Here is a 22,750-nt window from a genome sequence, read left to right on the forward strand (position 1 = left end):
TTTGAAGTATCTATTTTAAAATCGAAAACGTTTTCGGTCTATCGAAAACGTTATAGTTGTGCTTTTTCTTAAATTTTTCATAAAACATTGCTTAAGTTTGATATGTATAAAAAAAGCAATAACCAATTTTTAAAAAATTATTAACCAACTTATTTATTACGTATGAAAAATAGTCTACTAAAAGGCTTGATGGTATTTCTAACGGTTCTTTGCACAGGCATGGCCTATTCGCAAGAAATTACAGGAAAAGTATCAGATGCCAGTGGCCCACTACCTGGGGCCAATGTATTGGTAAAAGGAACCACTATCTCTACTCAAACTGATTTTGACGGGAGATATACCTTAAAAAACGTTAGCTCAGACGCAATTTTGGTATTTAGTTACATCGGTTTAAGAAAACAAGAAGTAAGCACTACGGGTAAGAGTGTCATCAATGTTGTCCTAAAAGACGACTCAGCAGAATTGAGAGAGGTTATTGTTGTAGGTTACGGTACTGTGAAAAAGAAAGATGCGACAGGAGCTGTAGATCAATTAGGGGCTAAGCAGTTTGATAATGTAGCTGCTACAAATCCAGCCGAGTTGTTAAGAGGTAAGGTATCTGGTGTACAGGTAACTCAATCTAGTGGGGAGCCAGGTGCAGCTATCTCTGTTAGAATTAGAGGTAACTCCTCAATCCGTTCTGGAAATAATCCATTGTATGTTGTTGATGGTGTTCCTTTAGATGGTGGTGAAGTATCATCAGGTGGTAATGATATTGCTGGTTTAGGTTCATCTTCAGCCAGAAACCCATTAAATTTTTTAAATCAAAATGATATAGAAAGTATATCTATTCTTAAAGATGCTTCATCTACAGCGGTTTACGGTTCTAGAGGTGCAAATGGTGTAATTGTAATAACTACCAAAAAAGGAAAATCTAAAATGCCTACTTTGACGTATGGAACATCTATTAGTTTTAGTAAAATTTCTGGAGATTTTAGATTGTTAAGTGGTGATGAATTTGTAGCTGCTGGTGGACAAGATAGAGGGTCTAGATCATATAATTGGGAAGACGCTATATTGAGAAACGGGTTTTCACAAAATCATGATTTAACATTTAGTAGTGGTACAGAAAATTCTAATACAAGGTTATCTATTGGGGCAACAAGTACTGACGGTATTGTTAAAAATACAGGTTTGGATAAATACACACTTGCTTTTAATAACAATAATAATTTTTTTAATGGGAATTTAAAAGTTGATACCAATGTTATTTATGCAGCGTTAAACGATCAAACTACCTTGATAAGTAATAATGCTGGTTACATAGGAAATTTAATTGGTACAGCATTATATTGGAATCCGACTTTGCCAATACGTCAACCTGATGGATCGTATACTTATGTTGGGGATGATTATTTGAATCCAGTTCAATTATTAGATTCTTATAAAGATTATACTAATACCAATAAATTGTTGGCCAATATTAGTGCAACACTTAAAATAACAAATAGTTTGAAATACAAGTTTTTATTTGGTGTAGAAACATCTAATTCTGTAAGAAAACGTCAACTCCTTCCCACTATGAGAATTGCGAGTGATGACTTAACAGGAAATGATGCCGCCAATGGAGGAGTATTAAAAAGAGGACTTGCAGAGATTTCAGGTGTTAATAAATTCAATAAAACTTTTGAACACACATTATTGTTTGATAAAAATTTCAATGACAATTTCCAAATGAATGGTGTTCTTGGTTTCTCTTATTATTCTTATGATGTAAATGGAAACAATGCAAGAGGACAAGGATATGTGGAAGCTCAAACTAATTTAATTGATAATATCCAAGGAGGTATTGCACAAGAGTTTAGAGCTAGTTCTTTCAAAAATAAAATTGAATTACAATCTTATTTTGCTAAAGCTGAATTTATTTTATATAAAGATTTAGTTGTGACTGGTTCAATTCGTGCAGATGGTTCTACTAAGCTTGGTGCAGATGATAAATGGGGTTATTTTCCAGCAGTTGGTGCCGCCTATAAAATAGTCAATACAGGCGAAGGATTGGTAAATGATTTCAAAATTAGAGGTAACTATGGTCTTACTGGTAATCAAGAGTTTCCAGTGAATTCAGCACTTTCTAAAGCAATATATGGAAATGGAGGAACACCTCAGACAGTATCAGGAGCCAATGATTTATTGCGTTGGGAAACTACAACGTCTTATGGTATTGGTACAGATTTTACATTACTTAATAATCGTTTAACGGGTTCATTTGATTATTTCCACAGAGATACGAAAGACTTAATTGCTCCAGTACCTCAAGCTACTGCGCAGCCAGGTCCAGGCTCAAATAGAAGTGTTAACTTACCAGGGAACTTAATAAATAGTGGTTTTGAAGTTGCTTTGAGCTACAAGATTATTGATACAGATGATATAAGTTGGAATTTTTCTGCAAATGCAGCTTTCTTAAAAAATTCAATGGAAAATTTTGGTTCTGTTCAACTTCTTGCGGGAGGAATTAATGGTCAAGGTTTATCAGGTGCTTATGCTGAAGTTATTAAAGATGGGTATCCACTTTATACTTATTATTTGTATGATTTTAAAGGATATGATGCCGCAGGCAATTCTATTTACACAGCAGCTGATGGAACAGAAACTGGTTTAGGAAATGCAGATAAAAAATATTTAGATAAACAACCATTACCAAAAATCAATATTGGTTTCTCAACTAATTTTACCTACAAATCTTTCGATGTTAGTACTTCTTTTTATGGAGCTTTCGGACATTATATCTATAATAATACGGCTAATGCTTATTTCTTTAAAAGTGCTTTATTGGGAGGTCGTAATGTTACTCCAGAGGTTGCCGCATCTCCACAAAATGGATCTGATCCAAACTCTCCATCAACCAAATACTTAGAAAAAGGAGATTTCTTGAGAATGGGTAATCTAACTTTAGGTTATACTTTCAAGGGGACAGCAATGGAAAGATTTAAAATTAATTCGGCTAGATTTTTTGTAAGTGCTAACAACTTATTCGTAATCACTAGTTATTCAGGATTTGATCCAGAGGTTGACACTAATAAAGCACTTAATGGTGTTCCTTCTGCAGGTATGGATTATTTGTCTTACCCTAGAGATAGAAGTATAGCAGTTGGTCTTAATGTAACATTTTAATTTTTAAGAAAAATGAAAAGTAAAAATATAATTAAAAGCATCTTTTTTGTAGGTATAGCAACTTTAGGTGTGAGTTGTACCAATTTAGAGGAAGAAGTGTTGGATGGTTTTGAAACTTCTAATACTGGTGGTGGAGCCGTAAATACAGGAGCCTTTTTGCAATCTGCTTATGAAGGTTTAAGAAGTTTTCAAGGACAAGGAGACATGTTTACCATGGATGAAATGTCTGGTGATGGTTTAGTTGGGCCAACTCGAGGCGGTGACTGGGATGATAACGCCAAATGGAGACAATTTCACGTGCATACATGGGGAGCTGACAACGAAGAAATTCGTAATGCATATAATAATTTATTGACTAATGTTTACAACTGTGATTTGGTAATTAATAACACAGCTACAGATGATCAAAAAACACAGGCACGTTTTTTAAGAGCTTTTTATTATTACCATGTTATAGATTTATTTGGACAAACTCCTTACAGAGAGGCAGGTTCTGCAGTTACAGATAATCCTAAATTTAGAACTAGAAAAGAAGCAACTGCTTTTGTAATTTCTGAATTAGAAGCAATTATAAGTAAATTACCTGCAAGAGTGGCTAATGATGCAAGTTTTGCAAGTAAAGATGCCGCTAACTTTTTACTAGCAAAACTGTATTTGAATAAAGCGGTTTTTAATGCAGATAATGCAGCGGGTCCTTATACATTTGACCCTGCAGATATGAACAAAGTAATTGCTTATGTTGATGCAATTACATCGAGCTCTTTAGAGACAAATTATTGGAGTAATTTTGCCCCAACCAATAATACTTCAAATGAGATTTTGTTCTCTTCTAAAAATGTTTTAGGTAATGGCGGAGGTATTCAATCTCGTTGGAGAATGGGTATGCATTATAATCAAACACCAGATGGATGGAATGGTTTTGCTACTGTTGCTGAGTATTATAATAAGTTTTCTGCTGCAGATGCAAGAAGACAATATTCAACCCCTTCAATTATTGCTAATTTTGGAAACCCAATTGGTTTTCAAGTTGGGCAGATGTATAAACCAGGAGGTGTTGTAGCGTTAAAAGATAGAAAGGGTAACCCTCTTATTTTTACACCTCAAGTATCAATGATTGTTACAGGTAATGCCATTGAAACTGCAGGTATACGTACTCAAAAATACGAGCCAGATAATGCCAATTTGGGTGCTCCAGAAAATGATTATGTATTAATGCGTTATTCAGATGCCTTATTGATGAAGGCTGAAGCGGCTTTAAGAGGAGGAACTGGTGGTGCTGCGGTTGCAAAAACGATCTTAGATCAAGTTTCTGTAAGAGCAGGCTTGGCGGCAGGAAGTGCACCTGCAACATTAGATGGTGTATATGATGAAAGAGGTAGAGAGTTGTGGTATGAAGGATGGAGAAGAAACGATATGATTCGTTTTGGTAAGTTCTTAGGGCCAAGAGAATTAAAACCAACTACTTCAGATCCAAAGTATGTACTGTATCCAATACCAGCCGATGCTTTGTTTAATCCAAATGTTAAGCAAAACCCAGGTTATTAATACTTTTTGGTTTAGATTAAATTTTGTTTTGTGTTAGTTTAAAGAGGGTAGCGATACCCTCTTTTTATGTAAAAGTATTTCCGTAAGTTGTTTTTTTTTACATATTAATTCTATAAATTACGTGTTTATAAGGGGATTACAAAATAATTAAAAACCTACTCTATATTATGTTGCAACGATTGTTTCTATTTGCTATTGTTATACTTTTTTTATCGAATTGTTCTAAGGTTAAAACCGATACTTTATTCACCCAATTGTCATCTTCCGATACGGGTATTGATTTCGTTAATGAAGTCAAAAATGGAGAAGATATGAACATTTTTAAATATCGAAATTTTTATAACGGAGGAGGAGTAGCAATTGGAGACATCAACAATGATGGTCTTTCAGATGTATACTTTACTTCTAATTTAGGCAAAAACAAACTCTATCTCAACAAGGGCAATTTTAAGTTTGAAGATATCTCTTTGAAAGCCGGCGTCGAAGGAGAAAAGGTTTGGTCGACAGGAGTCGTAATGGTCGATGTTAATGCCGACGGATTGCTAGATATTTATGTTTGTAATGCTGGAAATAGTAAAGGGAGTCAACAAAACAATGAGCTTTTTATTAATAATGGAAACTTAACCTTTACCGAAAAAGCCGAAGAGTATAATCTTGCCGATACTGGAATTACAACACATGCAGCATTTTTTGATTATGATAAAGATGGTGATTTAGATGTTTATATTCTAAACAATAGCTTTATTCCTGTTAGTAGCTTGAATTATTCCAATAAAAGAGAACTAAGAGACAAAGATTGGGATGTCGCCGATATTCTTAAAGGTGGTGGCGATAAATTATTACGTAACGACAATGGAAAGTTTGTCGACGTGAGTGAAGCGGCTGGTATTTACGGAAGCTTGATAGGTTTTGGTCTTGGAGTAACAGTTGGTGATGTAAATGGTGATTTGTTCCCAGATATCTATATTTCGAATGATTTTTATGAAAGAGATTATTTGTATATCAACAACAAAAACGGAACTTTTTCAGAGAAAATTCAGGATTGGACGATGCACTTAAGCCAATCGTCTATGGGAGCTGATATGGCTGATGTTAACAATGATGGTAAAGCAGATATTTTTGTGACCGATATGTTACCAGAACCTGACGATCGATTAAAAACAACCACTAATTTTGAGAATTATGATTTGTTTACACGAAAATTAAATCTTGATTTTTATACCCAATTCATGCAAAACACATTGCAGTTGAATAACGGGAATCAACAATTCAGCGAAATTGCCAATTATGCAGGAGTGGCCAAAACAGATTGGAGTTGGGGCGCTTTATTATTTGATATGGACAACGATGGTTTAAAAGATATTTACGTTTGTAATGGTATTTATCATGACTTAACCAACCAAGATTTTATGGACTTTTTTGCAAATGAATTGATGCAAAAAATGGTAATTACTGGTAAAAAAGCAGAAATTGAAACGATTATCAACAAAATGCCTAGTACGCCAATCCCTAATTATGCGTACAAAAACAATGCAAATCTTACTTTTTCAAATCAAGCACAAAATTGGGGTCTAGATACACCTAGTTTTTCTAATGGTGCAGCCTATGGTGATTTAGACAACGACGGCGATTTAGATTTGGTCGTAAATAATGTCAACATGGAAGCCTTTGTTTATAAGAACAATGCTGAAAAGAATAAACAAAACCATTTCGTTAAAGTAAAATTAAAAGGAGACCTGCAAAATAAATTTGCAGTTGGGAGTATTGTAGAATTGTTCTCTGGTTCCGAAATTTTAAGACAAGAACTCATTCCATCCCGTGGTTTTCAATCGTCGATAGATTATACGATGACATTCGGAATAGGAACTAAAAAAATTGATTCCTTGCAAGTTATTTGGCCTAACGGGAAAACGCAAACCATTAAAAAAGTAGTAAACAATACTACGATTCAATTGAATATTTTGGACGCGAAGTCTGATTTTGTAGTTAAAAATAAAGTTGTAAAACCCTTGTTTTCTGAAACGAAAACTACATTCATAGCACACAAAGAAAACAGTTTTATCGACTTTGACTACGAAGGCTTGATTTCAAAAATGATTTCTCAAGAAGGACCAGCCTATGCTGTTGCAGACTTAAATGGAGATGGAAATGAAGATGTATTTATTGGCGGAGCCAAAGGTCAAGCTGCTCAAGTTTATCTTAATAAAGGGAATGGACTTTTTGCTGTAACTAGCCAAATAGATTTCAAGAAAGATGCTAGTTTTGAGGATATAGCAGCTGCTTTTTTTGATGCAGACAGCGATGGTGATATGGATATAATGGTTGGTTCTGGAGGAAATGAAAAAGCCGATCAAGCCAATTACAAAAACAGATTATACTTGAACAGCGGAAAAGGGATTTTTACAAAAAGCACAATAGCTCTTCCAACTACAAATAATAATGTGGCTGTGATTGCTCCTTATGATTTTGATAATGACGGTGATAACGATGTTTTCATTGGAAGCCGAAGTGTACCAGGGATTTATGGCATTGACCCAAAACATTTATTGTTAGAGAATGATGGCAAAGGAAATTTTACCAATGTAATCGATAAAAAAGCATTTAAAATCAATGCCTACGGAATGATTACCGACGCCGTTTGGGAAGATATTGATAACGATTCCAAAAAAGATTTGATTTTGGTTGGTGAATGGAATGCACCTGTAATTTTCAAAAATACAGGAAGAAGGTTGACTACTTTTTCATCTAACTTGACCGAATGGAGCGGGTTTTGGAATACAGTAGAGTGTGTAGATTTGAATAATGACGGAAAGAAAGATTTGATTCTGGGTAACAAAGGAACCAATACTTCTTATAAAGCTACCAAGGAAAAACCAATGAAATTGTTTATCAATGATTATGATAACAACGGAACAATAGAGCAAATCACTACTCAAACTATTGATGGTAAAGATGTACCCTTGCATTTGAAACAAGAATTGGCCAAACAAATTCCGATGATTAAAAAGAAGAATTTGAGCTACACCGATTATTCTAAAAAGACGTTTCAAGAACTTTTCGATACCGAGGTAATCAATAATTCAGTTCAAAAAACAGCCAAAATGCAAGAAAGTTGTATCGCCATTAACAAAGGAAATGGCAAGTTCGAAATTCAAGTATTACCCAGAGAAGTGCAGTTTTCAAGTGTCAATGCCATAACAACTTTGGACATCAATAAAGATGGGATACTAGACTTGGTACTTGGAGGGAATCAATATCCTTTTAAACCTCAATTTTCTAGATTAGATGCCAATTTTGGTAGTGTGCTTTTAGGAAGCAAACAAGGGAAATTTACTTGGGTTCCCAACAACAAATCAGGATTTTTTATGAGAGGGGAAGTCAAACATTTACAAGTGATTAAGAACAAGAACAATACGACAGCAGTTTTGGCTGTACTCAATAACAACGCGCCTAAACTTTTTATAAGCAATGAATAATTTTTTAAAAGTTGGTCTAGCCTCATTAATATTGACGGCATGTTCCCAAAAAGAAGTACCACTTTTTGATAAACTCGATCCTACGGAAAGCAATATCACTTTCAAAAATGAGCTAATTGAGTCTAAGAATATTTCGATATTAGATTATCTCTATTATTATAATGGGGGTGGAGTGGCATTAGGCGATATCAATAACGACGGCTTAGTAGATGTGTATTTTACTTCCAATCAAGGGAAAAATAAATTGTATCTCAACAAAGGGAACAACAAATTTGAAGATATTTCAGCCAAGGCGGGTGTAGAAGGGCAAAGCGATTGGAGTGCAGGAACAGTAATGGCCGATGTAAATGGTGATGGATATTTGGACATTTATGTATGTGCAGTGGTTGGTATTCATGGTTTTGAAGGTCATAACGAGCTTTTTATCAATAATAAGAACAACACTTTTACGGAGAGCGCTGCAGAATATGGTCTCGATTTAGACAATTATAGTTCGTCAGCGGCTTTCTTAGATTATGATTTAGATGGAGATTTAGACATGTATTTGCTAAACCATGCCGTCCATTCTGAACTGTCTTTTGGTAATGCCAATATCAGGAACAAGAGAAGTTATGAATGTGGTGATAAATTGTTCCGAAATGATAACGGCAAATTTGTTGACGTTAGTGAAAAGGCGGGTATTTTTGGCGGAGCCAATGGGTATGGTTTAGGAATTGCCGTTTCTGATTTTAATTTGGATGGCTATCCCGATATATATATAGGGAATGATTTTCATGAAGATGATTATTATTATTTGAACAATGGTGACGGTACTTTTACAGAAAGTTTGAAACAATTTTTTGGACATACCAGCCGATTCTCTATGGGGGTTGATGTGGCTGATATTAATCACGATGGTTTCCCAGACATTTTAAGCTTGGACATGTTACCCGAAGACGAGAAAGTATTAAAAGCTTCTTTGGGAGATGATAATGTGCAAATGATGAAAGTACGTACTGAGAAATTAGGCTATCATTATCAATATACTCGCAACATGTTGCAAATAAATCAAGCTGGAAAACATTTTACAGAGACAGCACTTTTAAGTGGAATAGCTGCTACAGATTGGAGCTGGAGTGCCCTTTTTGCTGATTATGATCAAGACGGGGAACAAGATATTTTTGTTGCAAATGGTATACCTAAACGCCCTAATGACCTTGATTATGTTAAGTATTATTCCAATGATCAAATAAAGAGCAAACTCAATACAACTAAACTTCTTGACAAGCAAGCTCTAAAAAAAATGCCTGCAGGAAATGTTACTAATTACATTTTTCAAGGCAGTACCGATTTAATCTTTAAAAACCGTTCCAAAGATTGGATAGAAAATGACACTATCATCTCTAATGGAAGTGGTTATGCTGATATTGATAATGATGGAGATTTAGATATTATCACCAACAATACAAACACTGTAGCAACAATTTATAAGAATACTACAGATAAGAAAGCGAATTTTTTAAAAATAAAATTGCGTTTTGAAGGTAAAAATACTTTCGGAATAGGGAGTAAAGTAATCGCTTATGCCAAAGGACAAAAACAATTTAAAGAGTTGCAAACCACTAGAGGGTTTCAATCTTCCTCTGAGCCTATGCTGCATTTTGGTTACGGAAAAATAAACACTATTGATTCGTTAGTAGTGATTTGGCCTGACAAAACTTATCAAACGTTAAAAAAGGTAAAAGTAAATCAAGCGCTAACTATAAATGCTAATAAAAACAGAAAAGTATTTGATTACCAATTGCTTCATCCAAAAGTGGAGCCCGTTTTGCAAAAGGTAAAAGGAAACTTAGGAATTAATTTTGAGCATGAAGAAAATGAGTATATCGATTTTATTGTTCAAAAGTTAATTCCTTATCAAAGAACAGATCGTGGTCCTGCTACAGCAATTGATGATTGGGACGGAGACGGTAAGGAAGATGTTTTCTTTGGTGGTTCAAAAGATAAAAAAGCAGTCTTTTATCTCCAAAAAGGCAATGGTTTTGTAGCCAAAAGTTATCCTGCTCTTGAACAAGATGCTGTCTTTGAAGATGCTTCGGCAGTACTAGCAGATTTTGATGGCGATCAAAAGAAGGATTTATTTGTAGCTTCTGGCGGGGGAGAAAATGCTTCCAATTTGCAAGATCGTTTGTATCGCAACAACAATAACGTTCCTTCGAGACAAGAGTTACCACAATTAGCACAAAATGCAACAGTGATAAGAACTTTCGATTATGACAAAGACGGAGACTTAGATGTTTTTATTGGAAATAACTCTGAAACGAATCGTTTTGGAAGTACACCAGATTGCTATTTATTAAAGAATACCAAAGGTAAATTTACCCTAGACCAAACCAAAACGTTTGCTAAAATTGGGATGATTACCGACGCTGTTTTTACCGATTTTAATTCCGATGGACAAACGGATTTAATCGTGATTGGAGAATGGATGCAACCTACTTTTTTTGCCAATAAAAACGGAAAGTTCACCAATGTTACAACAACCGTTGCTTCTTCTAAAAATAAAGGAATTTGGCAAACTATTCTCCCTTTTGATATTGATCATGATGGCGATCAGGATTATTTGCTTGGTAATTGGGGGATGAATTCAAAGTTCAACGCCTCTGAGACTTATCCATTAAAAATGTATTATGACGATTTTGACAATAATGGCACTTTTGAAACTATTGTAGCAAAAGAGAAGAACGGAAAGTATTACACTACAATGGGCTTAGATGAATTGACAGAGCAATTTAGTGGTATGCTCAAGAAAAAATTCAATAGTTATCAATCATTTGCGGGTAAAACAGTCGAAGAGATTTTTGACCCTGCGATGCTGGCTATTGCAAAACAATATGAGGTACATACATTGCAATCGGGCTATTTAAAAAACAATAAAGGGAAATTTGTTTTTGTTCCTTTTTCTAACGCAATGCAAGTGGCGCCAATAACAAGTTTTGTAGCTGGTAATTTTGTCGGAGATGCCAAACCCGAAGTGTTTGCGGCCGGAAATTACTTTGGAGTTTCTCCTTATCACAGCCGATTTGACGGTTTCTCAGGCGCATTAATTGTCGACCAAAAAACAGTGCTTTTAGGCCATCAAATAGGTATTGATTTGACTCAAAAAGCAGTGCGTCATCTAGACATTCTCTCGGTTAATAGTCAAAACTATTTATTGGTCACCATCAATAACAAACCCGCCGAAGTCTATCAAATAACCAACAAAAAATAACCAATCAAACTAGATTTACACAAATGAAATTTTCTATTTTATCTCTAATAAGTGTTTGTTTCTTGGCGACTTCTTGCCATAACGAAAAAGCAATTACAATAACCTCTAATGATTATTGTGCTGCTGTTGATACGGTAACCGGAATTATGGTTCATGATATTTTTTCGCCACCGGTAGCAAGTAGGATATATGTTTATCCTAATGTCGCTGCTTATGAAATTATGGTGCAAAACAGTAAAGAATATCATAGTCTACAAGGGCAATTAAAAGGCTTGGATTCTATTCCAGTTTTAGACCCTAAAAGCGGCGTCAATGTTCCGTTGGCAGCCTTAATTGCGCAGATGGAAGTGAGTAAAAAACTCGTTTTTTCTGAAGAAGCTATTGAGAAATACCGCGATAGTTTGTACGCAAAATGGAGTGATGAAAATGAAAAAGAATTTGAAGTTTCTAAGGAATATGCACTAAAAGTGGTTGACCGTATTGCAAAATGGATGGGAAAAGACAATTACAAAGAAACAAGAACGATGCCTAAATATTCGGTTCATGCTGACCAACCGGCTCGTTGGCAACCCACACCACCTGCTTATATGGATGCTGTAGAACCACATTGGGGCAAAATTAGAACATTAGTAATGGACTCATCCGCTCAGTTTAAGCCTAAAGCGCCTTTTCCTTTTTCTACGAATAAAAATTCTGATTTTTATAGAGAAGCTAAAGAAACCTATGATGTAGGGAATAAGATTTCTAAAGATTTATTGGCTATGGAAAAGACCAAAAGCACCACTATTCCAGAAGAATCTGCTATAGCCACTTTTTGGGATTGCAATCCGTATGCTACCGTGACACAAGGACATATGATGTTTGCCAAAAAGAAAAACACTCCCGATGCGCACTGGATAAATATTGCTAAAATAGCGTGTAAAACCGCAAAAACAGATTTTAATAAAACGGTTTTTGTATATACCAAAACATCAATTGGTGTTTTCGAATCGTTCATCAGTTGTTGGGACCAAAAGTTCAAAACCAATGTAGTGCGTCCAGAAACCTACATCAATCAATACATAGACGAGAACTGGAAGCCGCAATTGCAAACGCCTCCTTTTCCAGAATATACCAGTGGGCATTCTGTTTTATCAGCTTGTTCTGCCGAGATTTTGACGGCAATTTTCGGAGATAAGTTTGCGTATGTAGACGATTCTGAGATTCCTTTTGGTTTGCCCAAGCGAAAGTTTACGTCTTTTAAACAAGCGGCCGAGGAAGCTTCGATGAGTAGGTTATATGGCGGAATTCATTACCGTGCAGCAATTGTAAACGGAGTGGAGCAAGGAAAAATGATTGGACAATACATCAACAGTAAATTAAAAATGACCAAGTAAAGCGATGAAGAAGAAAATTGTTATTTTTTGTAGTGTTGTGCTGTTTCTTTTTTTGGGATGGTATTTTGGCATTAAATCATCGGATTATACCATAACATTTACTGCAAAAGCAGCCTCTGGAACTGTTTTTCAAGGCATACAGGAATGGTCAAATATTCAAAGACAAAAGAGAAAAGAGCATTTTACTTTAGTAGAAAAAAATAATTTTGATTACCTAAAACAGCAGATGACGGTTGGAAATACTTCTTATACCTATGTTTGGGAAATTACTCCATTGAATGACTCAATGTCTAAAGTAAGTGTGGGAATCAATGAAATTGGAAAGAGTTGGTACAACAAAATCACCGCTCCTTTTTGGCCTACAAAATTCAAAACCGAACAAATTAGGAAAGTCAAAGATTTAAGAGAAGGATTGAATGAACATCTCAAAAATTTGAAAGTCAGAATTGACGGAGAAGGAACTTCAAAGCCAGTATATGTTGCTTACATTCAACTCAAAAGTGTGTTGCAAGAAAAAGCACAAACGATGATTGGGAATGATGCTGCAATTACAGGATTTTTATACACTCATAAAATTAAAATTGTTGACCGACCTTATGTAGAAATTGTAGATTGGGATTTAGACAAAGAAACACTCGTTTTTAATTATTGTTTCCCAATTGACCCTTCGACAAAAGCGATAGCTGACGGTAATGTAAAATTCAAAACGATTCCTGCGCTAAAAGGACTTAAGGCTACTTATTATGGTAATTTCAGAACGTCTGACAGAGCTTGGTTTGCTTTGATGGATTATGCTAAAAAGCACGATTTGAAAATTAAAAATATAGCCTTGGAACATTTTCTTGCTAACCCGTTTAACGGAGGTGAGGAATTAGAATGGGAAACCCAAATTATTATCCCTTACGATGTAAAGTAGTTTAATCTCCTGCAAGGTTTTTTTCAAACCTTGTAGGTATTTTGAAAGTGTTATTTGGCAGAGAAGACCTATAAGATTTTGGAAACCTCGCAGGTCGTGAAGTCTAAAGTTTTTTGACATCGGATTTCCTGCAAGGTTTTTTTTAAACCTTAGTAGGTATTTTGAAAGTGTTGTTTGGCAAAGAAGACCTACAAGGTTTTGGAAACCTTGCAGGTCGAGAAGCCTAGCGTTTTTTTTACATCGGATTTCCTGCAAGGTTTTTTTCAAACCTTAGTAGGTATTTTGAAAGTGTTGTTTGGCAAAGAAGACCTACAAGGTTTTGGAAACCTTGCAGGTCGAGAAGCCTAGCGTTTTTTTTACATCGGATTTCCTGCAAGGTTTTTTTCAAACCTTGTAGGTATTTTGAGAGTGTTGATTTGAAATGGAGACCTACAAGGTTTTGGAAACCTCGCAGGTCGTGAAGTCTAAAATTTTTTAACATCGGATTTCTTGCAAGGTTTTTTTTCAAACCTTGTAGGTATGTTTAATAATATAATTTAAAACTTGGCTTTAAAATGAAAGCTATTGAAATGTTTAAAAGAATATGAAATTAGAAGTTTTAGAAAAAGAATGTTACTATCATATCTACAATAGAGGAGTAAATGGTTGTGTAATTTTCGAGAATGATGATAATAAGATTTTCTTTTTAAGACAACTTTCAAAATATTTGTTAGACAAAGTTTCAATATTAGCTTATTGTTTAATGAATAACCATTTTCATTTGGTAGTTCAGTTAAAGGCTGAGCAAGAACTAGTAACTCAATCTTTTTCTAATTTTTTTAATTCTTATGCCAAAGCATTCAATAAACAATTTAACAGAACGGGTAGTCTTTTTGAAAAGCATTTTAAGAGGATTAAGTTGAATGATGAAACCTATTTGAGACAGTTAATAGTATATATTCATTTGAATCCAACGCACCATTTAGAAGTAGACTTTCGAACTTTTAAATTTTCTTCTTACCAAGCTATACTTTCAAGTAAAGAGACTAAGTTAGAAAAGGAGGAAGTCTTATTGTTATTTGGAGGGAAAGAAAATTTTATTTTTTCGCATAATGAAAGAAATGATTATTTATCCAAAAAATATGCTTTGGAATGAAACATAGTTAGTGTTTTGTTTTTAGTCCCATTTTCACTAAAAATCAATGAGTTCGAAAACGTTTTCGGTTGTTCCGAAAACGTTTTTTATTTTAAATCAGTGTCCTATTGATAGATTACGATTAAATTTAGGTTTTATAATTTGATTTCGAGCTAGAAGTGACAACCAACAAGGTAAACCATCTTTCTCTTTAGCCCCGACAGCAGCGGCATCCTTTGCTTTTTTTCTTTAAAAAAGCAAAGATATAGCGGATGGCGGGACGATGACAGCAAAGAAGCCTTTTGAATACTGCTCCTAAATCATACCTAAACAGTTTATAACTAACCTAACCGATGCACTACTTATGGCGATAAAGCTAAAACTCAATTTTTGGCAAATTTGGAATATGAATGTTGGCTTTTTTGGCATTCAATACAGTTTTGGACTGCAACAAAGTGCCGTGAATCCAATATATGATTTTTTGGGTGCGAGTCCAGACGAAATCCCGTTACTCAATTTGGCAGGGCCAGTCACTGGATTATTGATTCAACCCTTAATTGGGGCAATGAGTGACCGCACTTGGCACCCGCGTTGGGGTCGAAGAAAACCTTATTTCTTTGTTGGAGCTTTGCTTTGCAGTATCTGTTTGCTGTTGTTTCCCTACAGCAGTTCGTTGTGGATGGCGGCAGGCTTGCTTTGGATTTTGGACGCGGGTAACAATACGGCTATGGAGCCTTACCGCGCTTTTATTGCGGACAAGTTAGACGAAGAACAACAGCCGATTGGGTTTCAAATGCAAAGTTTTTTTACCGGTTTGGGGCAAACTTTGGCCAACCTATCGCTCTTTATTTTCCCGATGATTTTTATTGGCAAAACGGGTTCGTTGCCCACGTGGGTGTATGCTTCCTTTTTTCTGGGAGCGGTTTGTTCCATAGGTTCGATTTGGTGGAGTATGAAAACAACCAGTGAAATCCCGCCAACGCCAGAGGAATTGGCAGTTTTGCAATCGCACAAAGGAGGTTTGTTCGAACCCTTAGTTGAGATTTTCTCTGCCATTGGCGATATGCCTCGGGTGATGTGGCAACTGGCTTTGGTGTATTTGTTCCAGTGGTATGCGCTGTTTTGTTACTGGCAAAATTCGTCCAAAAGCATCGCCTTATCGGTTTGGCAAGCCACGCCACAAAGCAATCCAGCAGCGTATGAACAAGCTGTGAGTTGGACCGGATTGGTCAACGGTTGGTACAATGTAGTTACTTTTTTGACCGCATTTTTATTGGTAGGATTTGCCAAAAGATTCAGCCCAAAAGCCGTTCACGCCTTTTGTTTGCTCTTGGCGGCCTTAGGATTCTTGGCTTTTCCACACATCGAAAACAAGAATGTATTGTTTTTCGCCATCACCGGTTTCGGAATCGGGTGGGCGAGTATGATGGGCATCCCGTATTTAATGGTCGTTCACGAAATCCCCAAAGAGCGTTATGGCGTTTATATGGGCATCATCAATATGATGATTGTGATTCCAATGATTATTCAAAATGTCACTTTCGGATACATTCTCAAACATTTTTTACACAACGACGCTCGACTCGCCATCACTTTTGCAGGAGTACTGCTCTTGTGTAGTGTGCTTTGTACGTTATTAATCAAGAGTAAATCAACCGTTTTAAAAGATAATTAGGGCGTGACCACTTCTAGCAAAGGGGGCTTTTATAGGAGCGTGCTAGTTGCCCCCTTTGCTACAAGCGGTCGGGCTTTACGCGCTACTTCGGTAGCTAGCTTCAATCCCTCACGCAAAAAAAAGCAACGCAATTTATATCAAATGACAAGCAACATTTCTTATTCAAAAGCTATCGAATTACTCCAAAAATGTTCCTCAGAGCAAGGATTTTTGGCCAGCGCACAAGACATTTCCAATTACAAAAGAGTTTGGGCGCGAGATGGAGTGATTTGCGGATTGGCAGCCTTAGCCTCAGGTGAAGCCAACTTAATAGCAACCTTCAAAAAAACCTTGGAGACCTTGGCCACTTTTCAGCATAGCATTGGTACTATTCCTTCTAATGTTCAGTTCAACAACGATGGAGCTGAGGTAAGTTACGGCGGATTAGCCGGTCGAGTAGATGCTGTAACTTGGTTCATTATTGGAGTTTGTCAGTATGCTTATGCAACCAATGATGTTAACTTTCTAGCCAAACACGCCGCCAAAATTGAAAAAGGCTTAAAGCTATTAGATGCTTGGGAATTCAATAATCGCGGATTGGTTTATGTGCCTTTGTCCGGTAATTGGGCCGATGAATACATTACAGATGGGTATGTATTGTACGATCAATTACTCCGAGTTTGGGCACTCAAAAGCTATAATCATTTCGCCGAAGAAGCATCAATCGATGAAAAAATAAAACAAATAGAAGAATGCATTATCCAGAACTTTTGTCCTAAGTCCGGTGGGGAAAAATACCACGAAAGAGCTTACGAGGTATGTGATATTAGTAATTACTTGCCTTGTAGCTTTTCCCCAGCTGGTTATAAAAGTCAGTTTGATGGGTTTGCCAATTCATTAGCCTTACTTTTAGACATTGGTCCAGCCAATTTTCAAAAAACAATCGTGGACTATGCCACAACCTTACAACAAGAACGTCCTTTGGGATTGTTGCCCGCCTTCTGGCCACCCATTCACGAAACCGACCCCGATTGGTATTTGCTCAAAAACAACTGCAAATACGAATTCCGTAATTATCCTAACGAATTTCATAACGGCGGTAGTTGGCCAATGGTCAATGGTTTTTTTGGATTAGCCTTATTGTCAAAAAACGAAAAGGCAAATGCCACACAACTTTTGCAAGCCATAAATGATGCCAACGCCCTTGCCGATTTTAGTTTTTACGAGAACTTCAACACAGCTACAAAAGCGCCAAACGGAGTGCCATTCTGCGCTTGGAGTGCCGCAGGAGCCGTTCTTTTGCATCAAAGTATACATACTAATTTTAAACTCTTACTTTAATTTTGGAAAAAACGATAGATATAATATGTGCCGGCGAGATTCTCATAGATTGTATTGGGCAACAAACCAATGCTACTCTTGCGGAAACAACTTCTTACGCAAGATTTTTGGGTGGTTCACCAACAAATGTTGCCATAAATGCCGCCAAACTTGGATTGCGATCAGCACTTGTAGCTAGCTGTGGAGCTGATGGTTTGGGCGATTTTATGATAGAAACTTTACAAAAAGCCAAAGTAATAACAACGCAACTAAGCCAAAAACAGGACGCGTCAACCTCGATAATTTTGGTTTCTAAATCAACAGGAACCCCAGATTTTATTCCGTATCGCACGGCTGATTTTTTAATTGAACAAGAACAAATTCCAACTGCATTTTTACAACAAGCAAAAATTTTCCACACCACTTGCTTTGGATTAAGTAAAAATCCAGCGCAAACCACCATCATAGAAAGTGCTCAACTTGCGGCTCAGTTAGGTGTTAAAACTAGTATAGATATTAATTTTTCGGAACGCATTTGGCCCAATCGAGAGGAGGCAAAAACAATAATTGCAAGGTATCTAGCAACGAATCCTTTAGTAAAGTTGAGCGAAGATGATTGCTATCGTTATTTTGGGGAAACCAAATCCGAGTCTTTCATTTTGGATTATTTTCATAAACTAGGCGCAGCAACCATTTGTTTGACGAAAGGAAAAGATGGTGTGGTTTTATCTGACACTAGTTATGGGGAAATTGTGCAACCCGCTTTATCAATTACCGACATAAAAGATGCTACTGGAGCTGGAGATGCTTTTTGGACAGGTTTTTTATATGCGCAATTGCAACACAAAAGTTTTGAAGAAACGCTTGTAATCGCCCAAAAACTAGCAGTATTGAAGTTACAACATCTGGGAGGATTGCCCAATGATGTGGACATTGTAAGCTATTTGAATACTTAAATAACCGAATTAAATATGAAATGAGCACGACCAAAAATTGGTAGCAAGCATCGATGAAGATGTGCGACCCGAGCGATAGCGAACAGGCGAAGCAATTACATATGACCTTTAAAAAACAAATATTATCTACATATGAAAAAAAACACTATCAAATGGGCAATGTATCTCAATTACTTTGTTTTTGCTATTTTGCTTAATAGTGTAGGAATCGTAATCCTCAAAGCGCAAAGAAATTATGGTGTAGACGAATTAGAAGCGAGTATTTTAGAAGCGTTCAAAGATTTGCCTATAGCTATTGTCTCTTTTTTGGTTGCTTCATTTTTACCAAGAATTGGTTATAAAAGAGCTATGCTTATTGGGCTAGGATTGGTGTACATTGCTTGTATAACAATGTATTTTGGGAATTCATTTGCCACAGCAAAATTACTCTTTGCCACGGTTGGTGTTTCTTTTGCCTTGATTAAGGTGTCGGTTTATTCTCTTATCGGAAGAGTGACCGAAAGTCAGCAAGAACATAACAGCTTAATGAGCAGTATAGAAGGGGTTTTTATGATAGGAATTGCTTTGGCTTATTTCTTGTTTCCCGCGTTTAATTCTGAGACTGATCCCAATGCTTGGCTCAACGTGTATTGGTTGTTGGCAGGAATTTCTGGAGTCTCCTTTGCTTTTTTGTTTTTAGCAAAATCAGAAAGTCAAGTTGAGGTTACAGGAGTCAATCTATTCGACGATTTTAAGCAAATGTTCCAACTAATGGCTAAACTACTAACGATAGTTTTTGTAATTAGTGCTTTTTTGTTTGTGATGATAGAACAAGGGATTATGTCTTGGTTGCCCACTTTTAATAGCAAAGTGCTGCATTTGACAGAAAATATAAGTATTATGATGGCTAGTATTTTAGCTATTTCTTTAGCAGTAGGAAGATTGGCAGCTGGTTTTTTAACTAAAAAAATCAATTGGATTTGGATTTTAAGTGCTTGTATTATCATAGCGATGTTGATTGTGATTTTTGTATTGCCCAAAGCGGTAGGCCTCGAAGTAAAAACGATTACTTCATTATCCGATATTCCATTGATAGGATTTGCTTTTCCATTAGTAGGGCTGTTCATAGCACCTATTTATCCTTTGTTGAATTCTGTCGTGTTGAGTGCGCTTCCCAAAAGTTTACACAGTTCAATGACGGGATTGATTGTGGTTTTTTCAGCCTTGGGAGGTACTTTAGGGTCAAGGATTATTGGGTATTTGTTTAAGAATGAAGGCCCCGAAAATGCTTTTTATTACACCTTGATTCCGATGTTGTTGCTTTTGTTTTCCTTTTTTATATTAAAAAAATTAACGACGACCCGATGAAAATAGAAGTGGAAATCAATGCCGTTTTTGAGCAATTACTGCTGCAAGAAGATACGGATCAAGACAAAAAAATAACGAAAGACGATAAAGGTCCTAAACGATTTGTTTTGAATGACAGCAGAACAAAAGAGCAATTTGTAATTGAAGGAACCTATCATTTATCAAATCTTTTGCAAGAATTAGCAGAATTGAGGGAGCAAGGTACTATCTATGGTGAAATCAATCTTGACCGAATTCAGGAACTACCCGTAGACCGAATTTCAAGAAAAATTCGAACGTCTTATTGGGGCGAACTTACGCGGTCTATCGATAGAAAAGGCTTGCAGCAAATTTTGGCAGATGAGAAAACATCCAATGCGGTTCCTACTCTTTATGTGTCGGCAAAAGATACACAAGGTGTTGCCTATTTTTTAGCATTAGAAAAAGAATGGGGCAATTTTAAAGTGGCCATTTTACCTGAAAATTATACACAAGACTATGTCGAGACGCTAAATACCAAACCAGGGCTTTTGGCTTTGGCTACTTCTGAAGATGAAAACGGCATAAAAGGCGTTCCTTTTGTAGTTCCTGGTGGACGATTCAACGAAATGTACGGCTGGGATAGCTACTTTATTGGGTTGGGTTTATTAGAAGACGACAAATTGGATTTGGCCAAAGACATTGCAACCAATTTTAAGTATCAAATAGAACATTACGGTAAAATTTTAAATGCCAACAGAAGTTATTATCTGACCAGAACACAACCTCCTTTGTATTCTTCGTTGCTTCGAGCCATAGTAGATTATGAAAAACTAGATGTATCTTGGTTGGCAAGTCATTTAGAAACAGTAATTCTAGAATACCATTCGGTTTGGATGGTGATGGGCGAGCGTTTAACGCCAACTGGCTTGAGCCGTTACAAAGCGGATGGCATAGGAATGCCTTTTGAAGTAGAGCCAGGACATTTTGATGAAGTTTTGGAGCCTTTTGCTCAAAAATACCAACTCCCTTTAAGAGAATTTGAAAAAAAATATTTAGAACGAAGCATTGTCGATGCTGATTTGGATCAATATTTTGTGCATGATCGTAGTATGAGAGAAAGTGGTCATGATACCACCAACCGATTGATTAATTCGTGCGCCAATTTGAATTCGGTTGATATCAATAGCTTTTTGTATAAGTATGAAATAGATATCGCTTATTTTATTACGACCTATTTTGATGGTACTTTTGTGTCTCAAAATAAAACGTATACAACAAAAGAATGGCTCGATAAGGCCAAAACACGAAAGACATTAATCGATAAGTATTGTTGGAATGAAACGGAAGGAATGTATTTTGACTATGACTTTGTGAATAAGAAATCCTTTCCTTTTGAAGCGGCAACTACTTTTTCCCCGTTATGGGTAGGCTTATGTTCTCAAGAACAGGCGGTAAAATTGGTAGAAAAAGCGTTGCCTAAGTTTGTAATGACAGGCGGTATCGCTGGAAGTACAGCTGAAAGCGTGGCCAATGTAAACCCCGAAGCTCCTCAAAGACAATGGGATTATCCTTTTGGTTGGGCGCCCCATCAAATGCTATTGTGGGGAGGGCTAAAGAATTACGGATTCCAATCCAAATTGCAGGAAATGGTTTATCGCTGGTTGTGGTTGATTACCATCAATGCTGTAGAGTACAACGGTACCATTCCAGAAAAATTCGATTTAGAAATCAGTTCTCATAAAGTATTTGCAGAGTATGGTAACGTTGGAACCGAGTTTGATTACATTGCCAAAGAAGGTTTTGGATGGGTCAATGCGTCTTATCAATGCGGTTTAGCATTGCTCGCCCCAAAATGGAAAGACAATCTGAATCAATTGATTCATCCCAATGAATTATTTTAGAAGTGATTTAAGCTTTTTGCGTTTAAGCAAAATAAGGATTTTGCACCCAATTTTTGCCTTTTTTAAGATGCATAGCTGGGCTACGTGACGAAAAAAAAGGTGAAAATTGGAGGTAAAAGGCAAATTTTTTAGCAAATAAAAAAAGTTTAAATAACTTCTAATAATAAAAAATAGCTTTTATGTTTTTTGAATGTTTATTTTTTTAACTTTATATTTATTTAAATACAATTTATATGACTGTTAATCAAATATTAAGCACAAAGGGAAAGGACGTTTATTCCATACTTTCCACCAACACTGTTTACGAAGCGTTAACAGTGATGAGCGAAAAAAACATAGGTGCTATTCTTATTATTGAAGAAGGTGTTCTAAAAGGAATTTTATCAGAAAGGGATTATGCTAGAAAAATTGTTTTAAAATCTAAATCTTCTAAGAAAGCATTGGTTGATGAAATTATGGTTACTGAAGTATTTACAGTTAGTCCCTCGGATAAATTAGAGTACTGTATGGAGTTGATGAGCACCAAAAGAGTACGTCACTTACCAGTAGTTGAAAATGATGTGGTAGTTGGAATAATTTCTATTAGCGATGTGGTAAAAGCCATCATTGAAATGCAAAAAGAAACGATTGCACATTTAAATTCATACATTACACAGTAATAAAAATAAATTATGACTTTTTAAGAGCTGCTTTTGCAGCTTTTTTTATTTTACAATAAAGATTATAATAAAAATTAAATTTTTGATGATTAGTTTACAATTAGAGCTTTATCTTTGTAAGCCAG

Annotated in this window: 14 protein-coding genes; all 14 read left to right on the forward strand. The window is 36.0% G+C overall.

What is annotated here, in order from left to right:
• Positions 1 to 162: 162 nt before the first annotated feature.
• A complete protein-coding gene (locus WFZ86_RS00370) occupies positions 163 to 3,150 on the forward strand; it encodes a SusC/RagA family TonB-linked outer membrane protein (protein ID WP_342690102.1) in 2,988 nt (995 codons plus the stop codon).
• A 12-nt stretch (positions 3,151 to 3,162) separates the two neighbouring features.
• The gene (locus WFZ86_RS00375) at positions 3,163 to 4,695 is read left to right on the forward strand and encodes a RagB/SusD family nutrient uptake outer membrane protein (protein WP_342690103.1); all 1,533 of its coding nucleotides are present in this window, start codon (positions 3,163 to 3,165) and stop codon (positions 4,693 to 4,695) included.
• A 167-nt stretch (positions 4,696 to 4,862) separates the two neighbouring features.
• A complete protein-coding gene (locus WFZ86_RS00380; RefSeq protein WP_342690104.1) occupies positions 4,863 to 8,171 on the forward strand; it encodes a VCBS repeat-containing protein in 3,309 nt (1,102 codons plus the stop codon).
• Positions 8,164 to 11,421, forward strand: a complete 3,258-nt coding sequence (locus WFZ86_RS00385; RefSeq protein WP_342690105.1) for a VCBS repeat-containing protein — start codon at positions 8,164 to 8,166, stop codon at positions 11,419 to 11,421. Before WFZ86_RS00380 ends, WFZ86_RS00385 begins: the two co-directional genes overlap by 8 nt.
• 23 nt (positions 11,422 to 11,444) lie before the next feature.
• Positions 11,445 to 12,797, forward strand: coding sequence for a vanadium-dependent haloperoxidase (locus WFZ86_RS00390; protein WP_342690106.1), 1,353 nt, complete (start codon positions 11,445 to 11,447; stop codon positions 12,795 to 12,797).
• Between the two features lie 4 nt (positions 12,798 to 12,801).
• Positions 12,802 to 13,713, forward strand: a complete 912-nt coding sequence (locus WFZ86_RS00395) for a GyrI-like domain-containing protein (RefSeq protein WP_342690107.1) — start codon at positions 12,802 to 12,804, stop codon at positions 13,711 to 13,713.
• Between the two features lie 174 nt (positions 13,714 to 13,887).
• Complete coding sequence (locus WFZ86_RS00400; RefSeq protein ID WP_342690108.1) at positions 13,888 to 14,061, forward strand: hypothetical protein; 174 nt, start codon at positions 13,888 to 13,890, stop codon at positions 14,059 to 14,061.
• Between the two features lie 235 nt (positions 14,062 to 14,296).
• Entirely contained in the window at positions 14,297 to 14,848 is a 552-nt protein-coding gene (locus WFZ86_RS00405; RefSeq protein WP_342690109.1) for a transposase, read from the forward strand.
• A gap of 343 nt (positions 14,849 to 15,191) precedes the next feature.
• On the forward strand, positions 15,192 to 16,502 hold the full coding sequence (locus WFZ86_RS00410; RefSeq protein ID WP_342690110.1) for an MFS transporter: 1,311 nt from the start codon (positions 15,192 to 15,194) through the stop codon (positions 16,500 to 16,502).
• A 141-nt stretch (positions 16,503 to 16,643) separates the two neighbouring features.
• Positions 16,644 to 17,822, forward strand: a complete 1,179-nt coding sequence (locus WFZ86_RS00415; RefSeq protein WP_342690111.1) for a glucosidase family protein — start codon at positions 16,644 to 16,646, stop codon at positions 17,820 to 17,822.
• A 2-nt stretch (positions 17,823 to 17,824) separates the two neighbouring features.
• The gene (locus WFZ86_RS00420) at positions 17,825 to 18,757 is read left to right on the forward strand and encodes a carbohydrate kinase family protein (protein WP_342690112.1); all 933 of its coding nucleotides are present in this window, start codon (positions 17,825 to 17,827) and stop codon (positions 18,755 to 18,757) included.
• A gap of 132 nt (positions 18,758 to 18,889) precedes the next feature.
• Positions 18,890 to 20,104, forward strand: coding sequence for an MFS transporter (locus tag WFZ86_RS00425; RefSeq protein WP_342690113.1), 1,215 nt, complete (start codon positions 18,890 to 18,892; stop codon positions 20,102 to 20,104).
• Positions 20,101 to 21,966, forward strand: a complete 1,866-nt coding sequence (locus WFZ86_RS00430) for a trehalase family glycosidase (RefSeq protein ID WP_342690114.1) — start codon at positions 20,101 to 20,103, stop codon at positions 21,964 to 21,966. Before WFZ86_RS00425 ends, WFZ86_RS00430 begins: the two co-directional genes overlap by 4 nt.
• A 233-nt stretch (positions 21,967 to 22,199) precedes the next feature.
• Entirely contained in the window at positions 22,200 to 22,625 is a 426-nt protein-coding gene (locus tag WFZ86_RS00435) for a CBS domain-containing protein (protein WP_342690115.1), read from the forward strand.
• Positions 22,626 to 22,750 lie beyond the last annotated feature (125 nt).

The sequence above is a fragment of the Flavobacterium polysaccharolyticum genome, from assembly GCF_038739875.1.
GTDB classification, from domain to species: Bacteria; Bacteroidota; Bacteroidia; order Flavobacteriales; family Flavobacteriaceae; genus Flavobacterium; species Flavobacterium polysaccharolyticum.

Bases quoted from the DNA above. Each gene is read 5' to 3' on its own strand.
- WFZ86_RS00370 (WP_342690102.1), top strand. From the start codon at position 163: ATGAAAAATAGTCTACTAAAAGGCTTGATGGTATTTCTAACGGTTCTT.
- WFZ86_RS00375 (WP_342690103.1), top strand. From the start codon at position 3,163: ATGAAAAGTAAAAATATAATTAAAAGCATCTTTTTTGTAGGTATAGCA.
- WFZ86_RS00380 (WP_342690104.1), top strand. From the start codon at position 4,863: ATGTTGCAACGATTGTTTCTATTTGCTATTGTTATACTTTTTTTATCG.
- WFZ86_RS00385 (WP_342690105.1), top strand. From the start codon at position 8,164: ATGAATAATTTTTTAAAAGTTGGTCTAGCCTCATTAATATTGACGGCA.
- WFZ86_RS00390 (WP_342690106.1), top strand. From the start codon at position 11,445: ATGAAATTTTCTATTTTATCTCTAATAAGTGTTTGTTTCTTGGCGACT.
- WFZ86_RS00395 (WP_342690107.1), top strand. From the start codon at position 12,802: ATGAAGAAGAAAATTGTTATTTTTTGTAGTGTTGTGCTGTTTCTTTTT.
- WFZ86_RS00405 (WP_342690109.1), top strand. From the start codon at position 14,297: ATGAAATTAGAAGTTTTAGAAAAAGAATGTTACTATCATATCTACAAT.
- WFZ86_RS00410 (WP_342690110.1), top strand. From the start codon at position 15,192: ATGGCGATAAAGCTAAAACTCAATTTTTGGCAAATTTGGAATATGAAT.
- WFZ86_RS00415 (WP_342690111.1), top strand. From the start codon at position 16,644: ATGACAAGCAACATTTCTTATTCAAAAGCTATCGAATTACTCCAAAAA.
- WFZ86_RS00425 (WP_342690113.1), top strand. From the start codon at position 18,890: ATGAAAAAAAACACTATCAAATGGGCAATGTATCTCAATTACTTTGTT.
- WFZ86_RS00430 (WP_342690114.1), top strand. From the start codon at position 20,101: ATGAAAATAGAAGTGGAAATCAATGCCGTTTTTGAGCAATTACTGCTG.
- WFZ86_RS00435 (WP_342690115.1), top strand. From the start codon at position 22,200: ATGACTGTTAATCAAATATTAAGCACAAAGGGAAAGGACGTTTATTCC.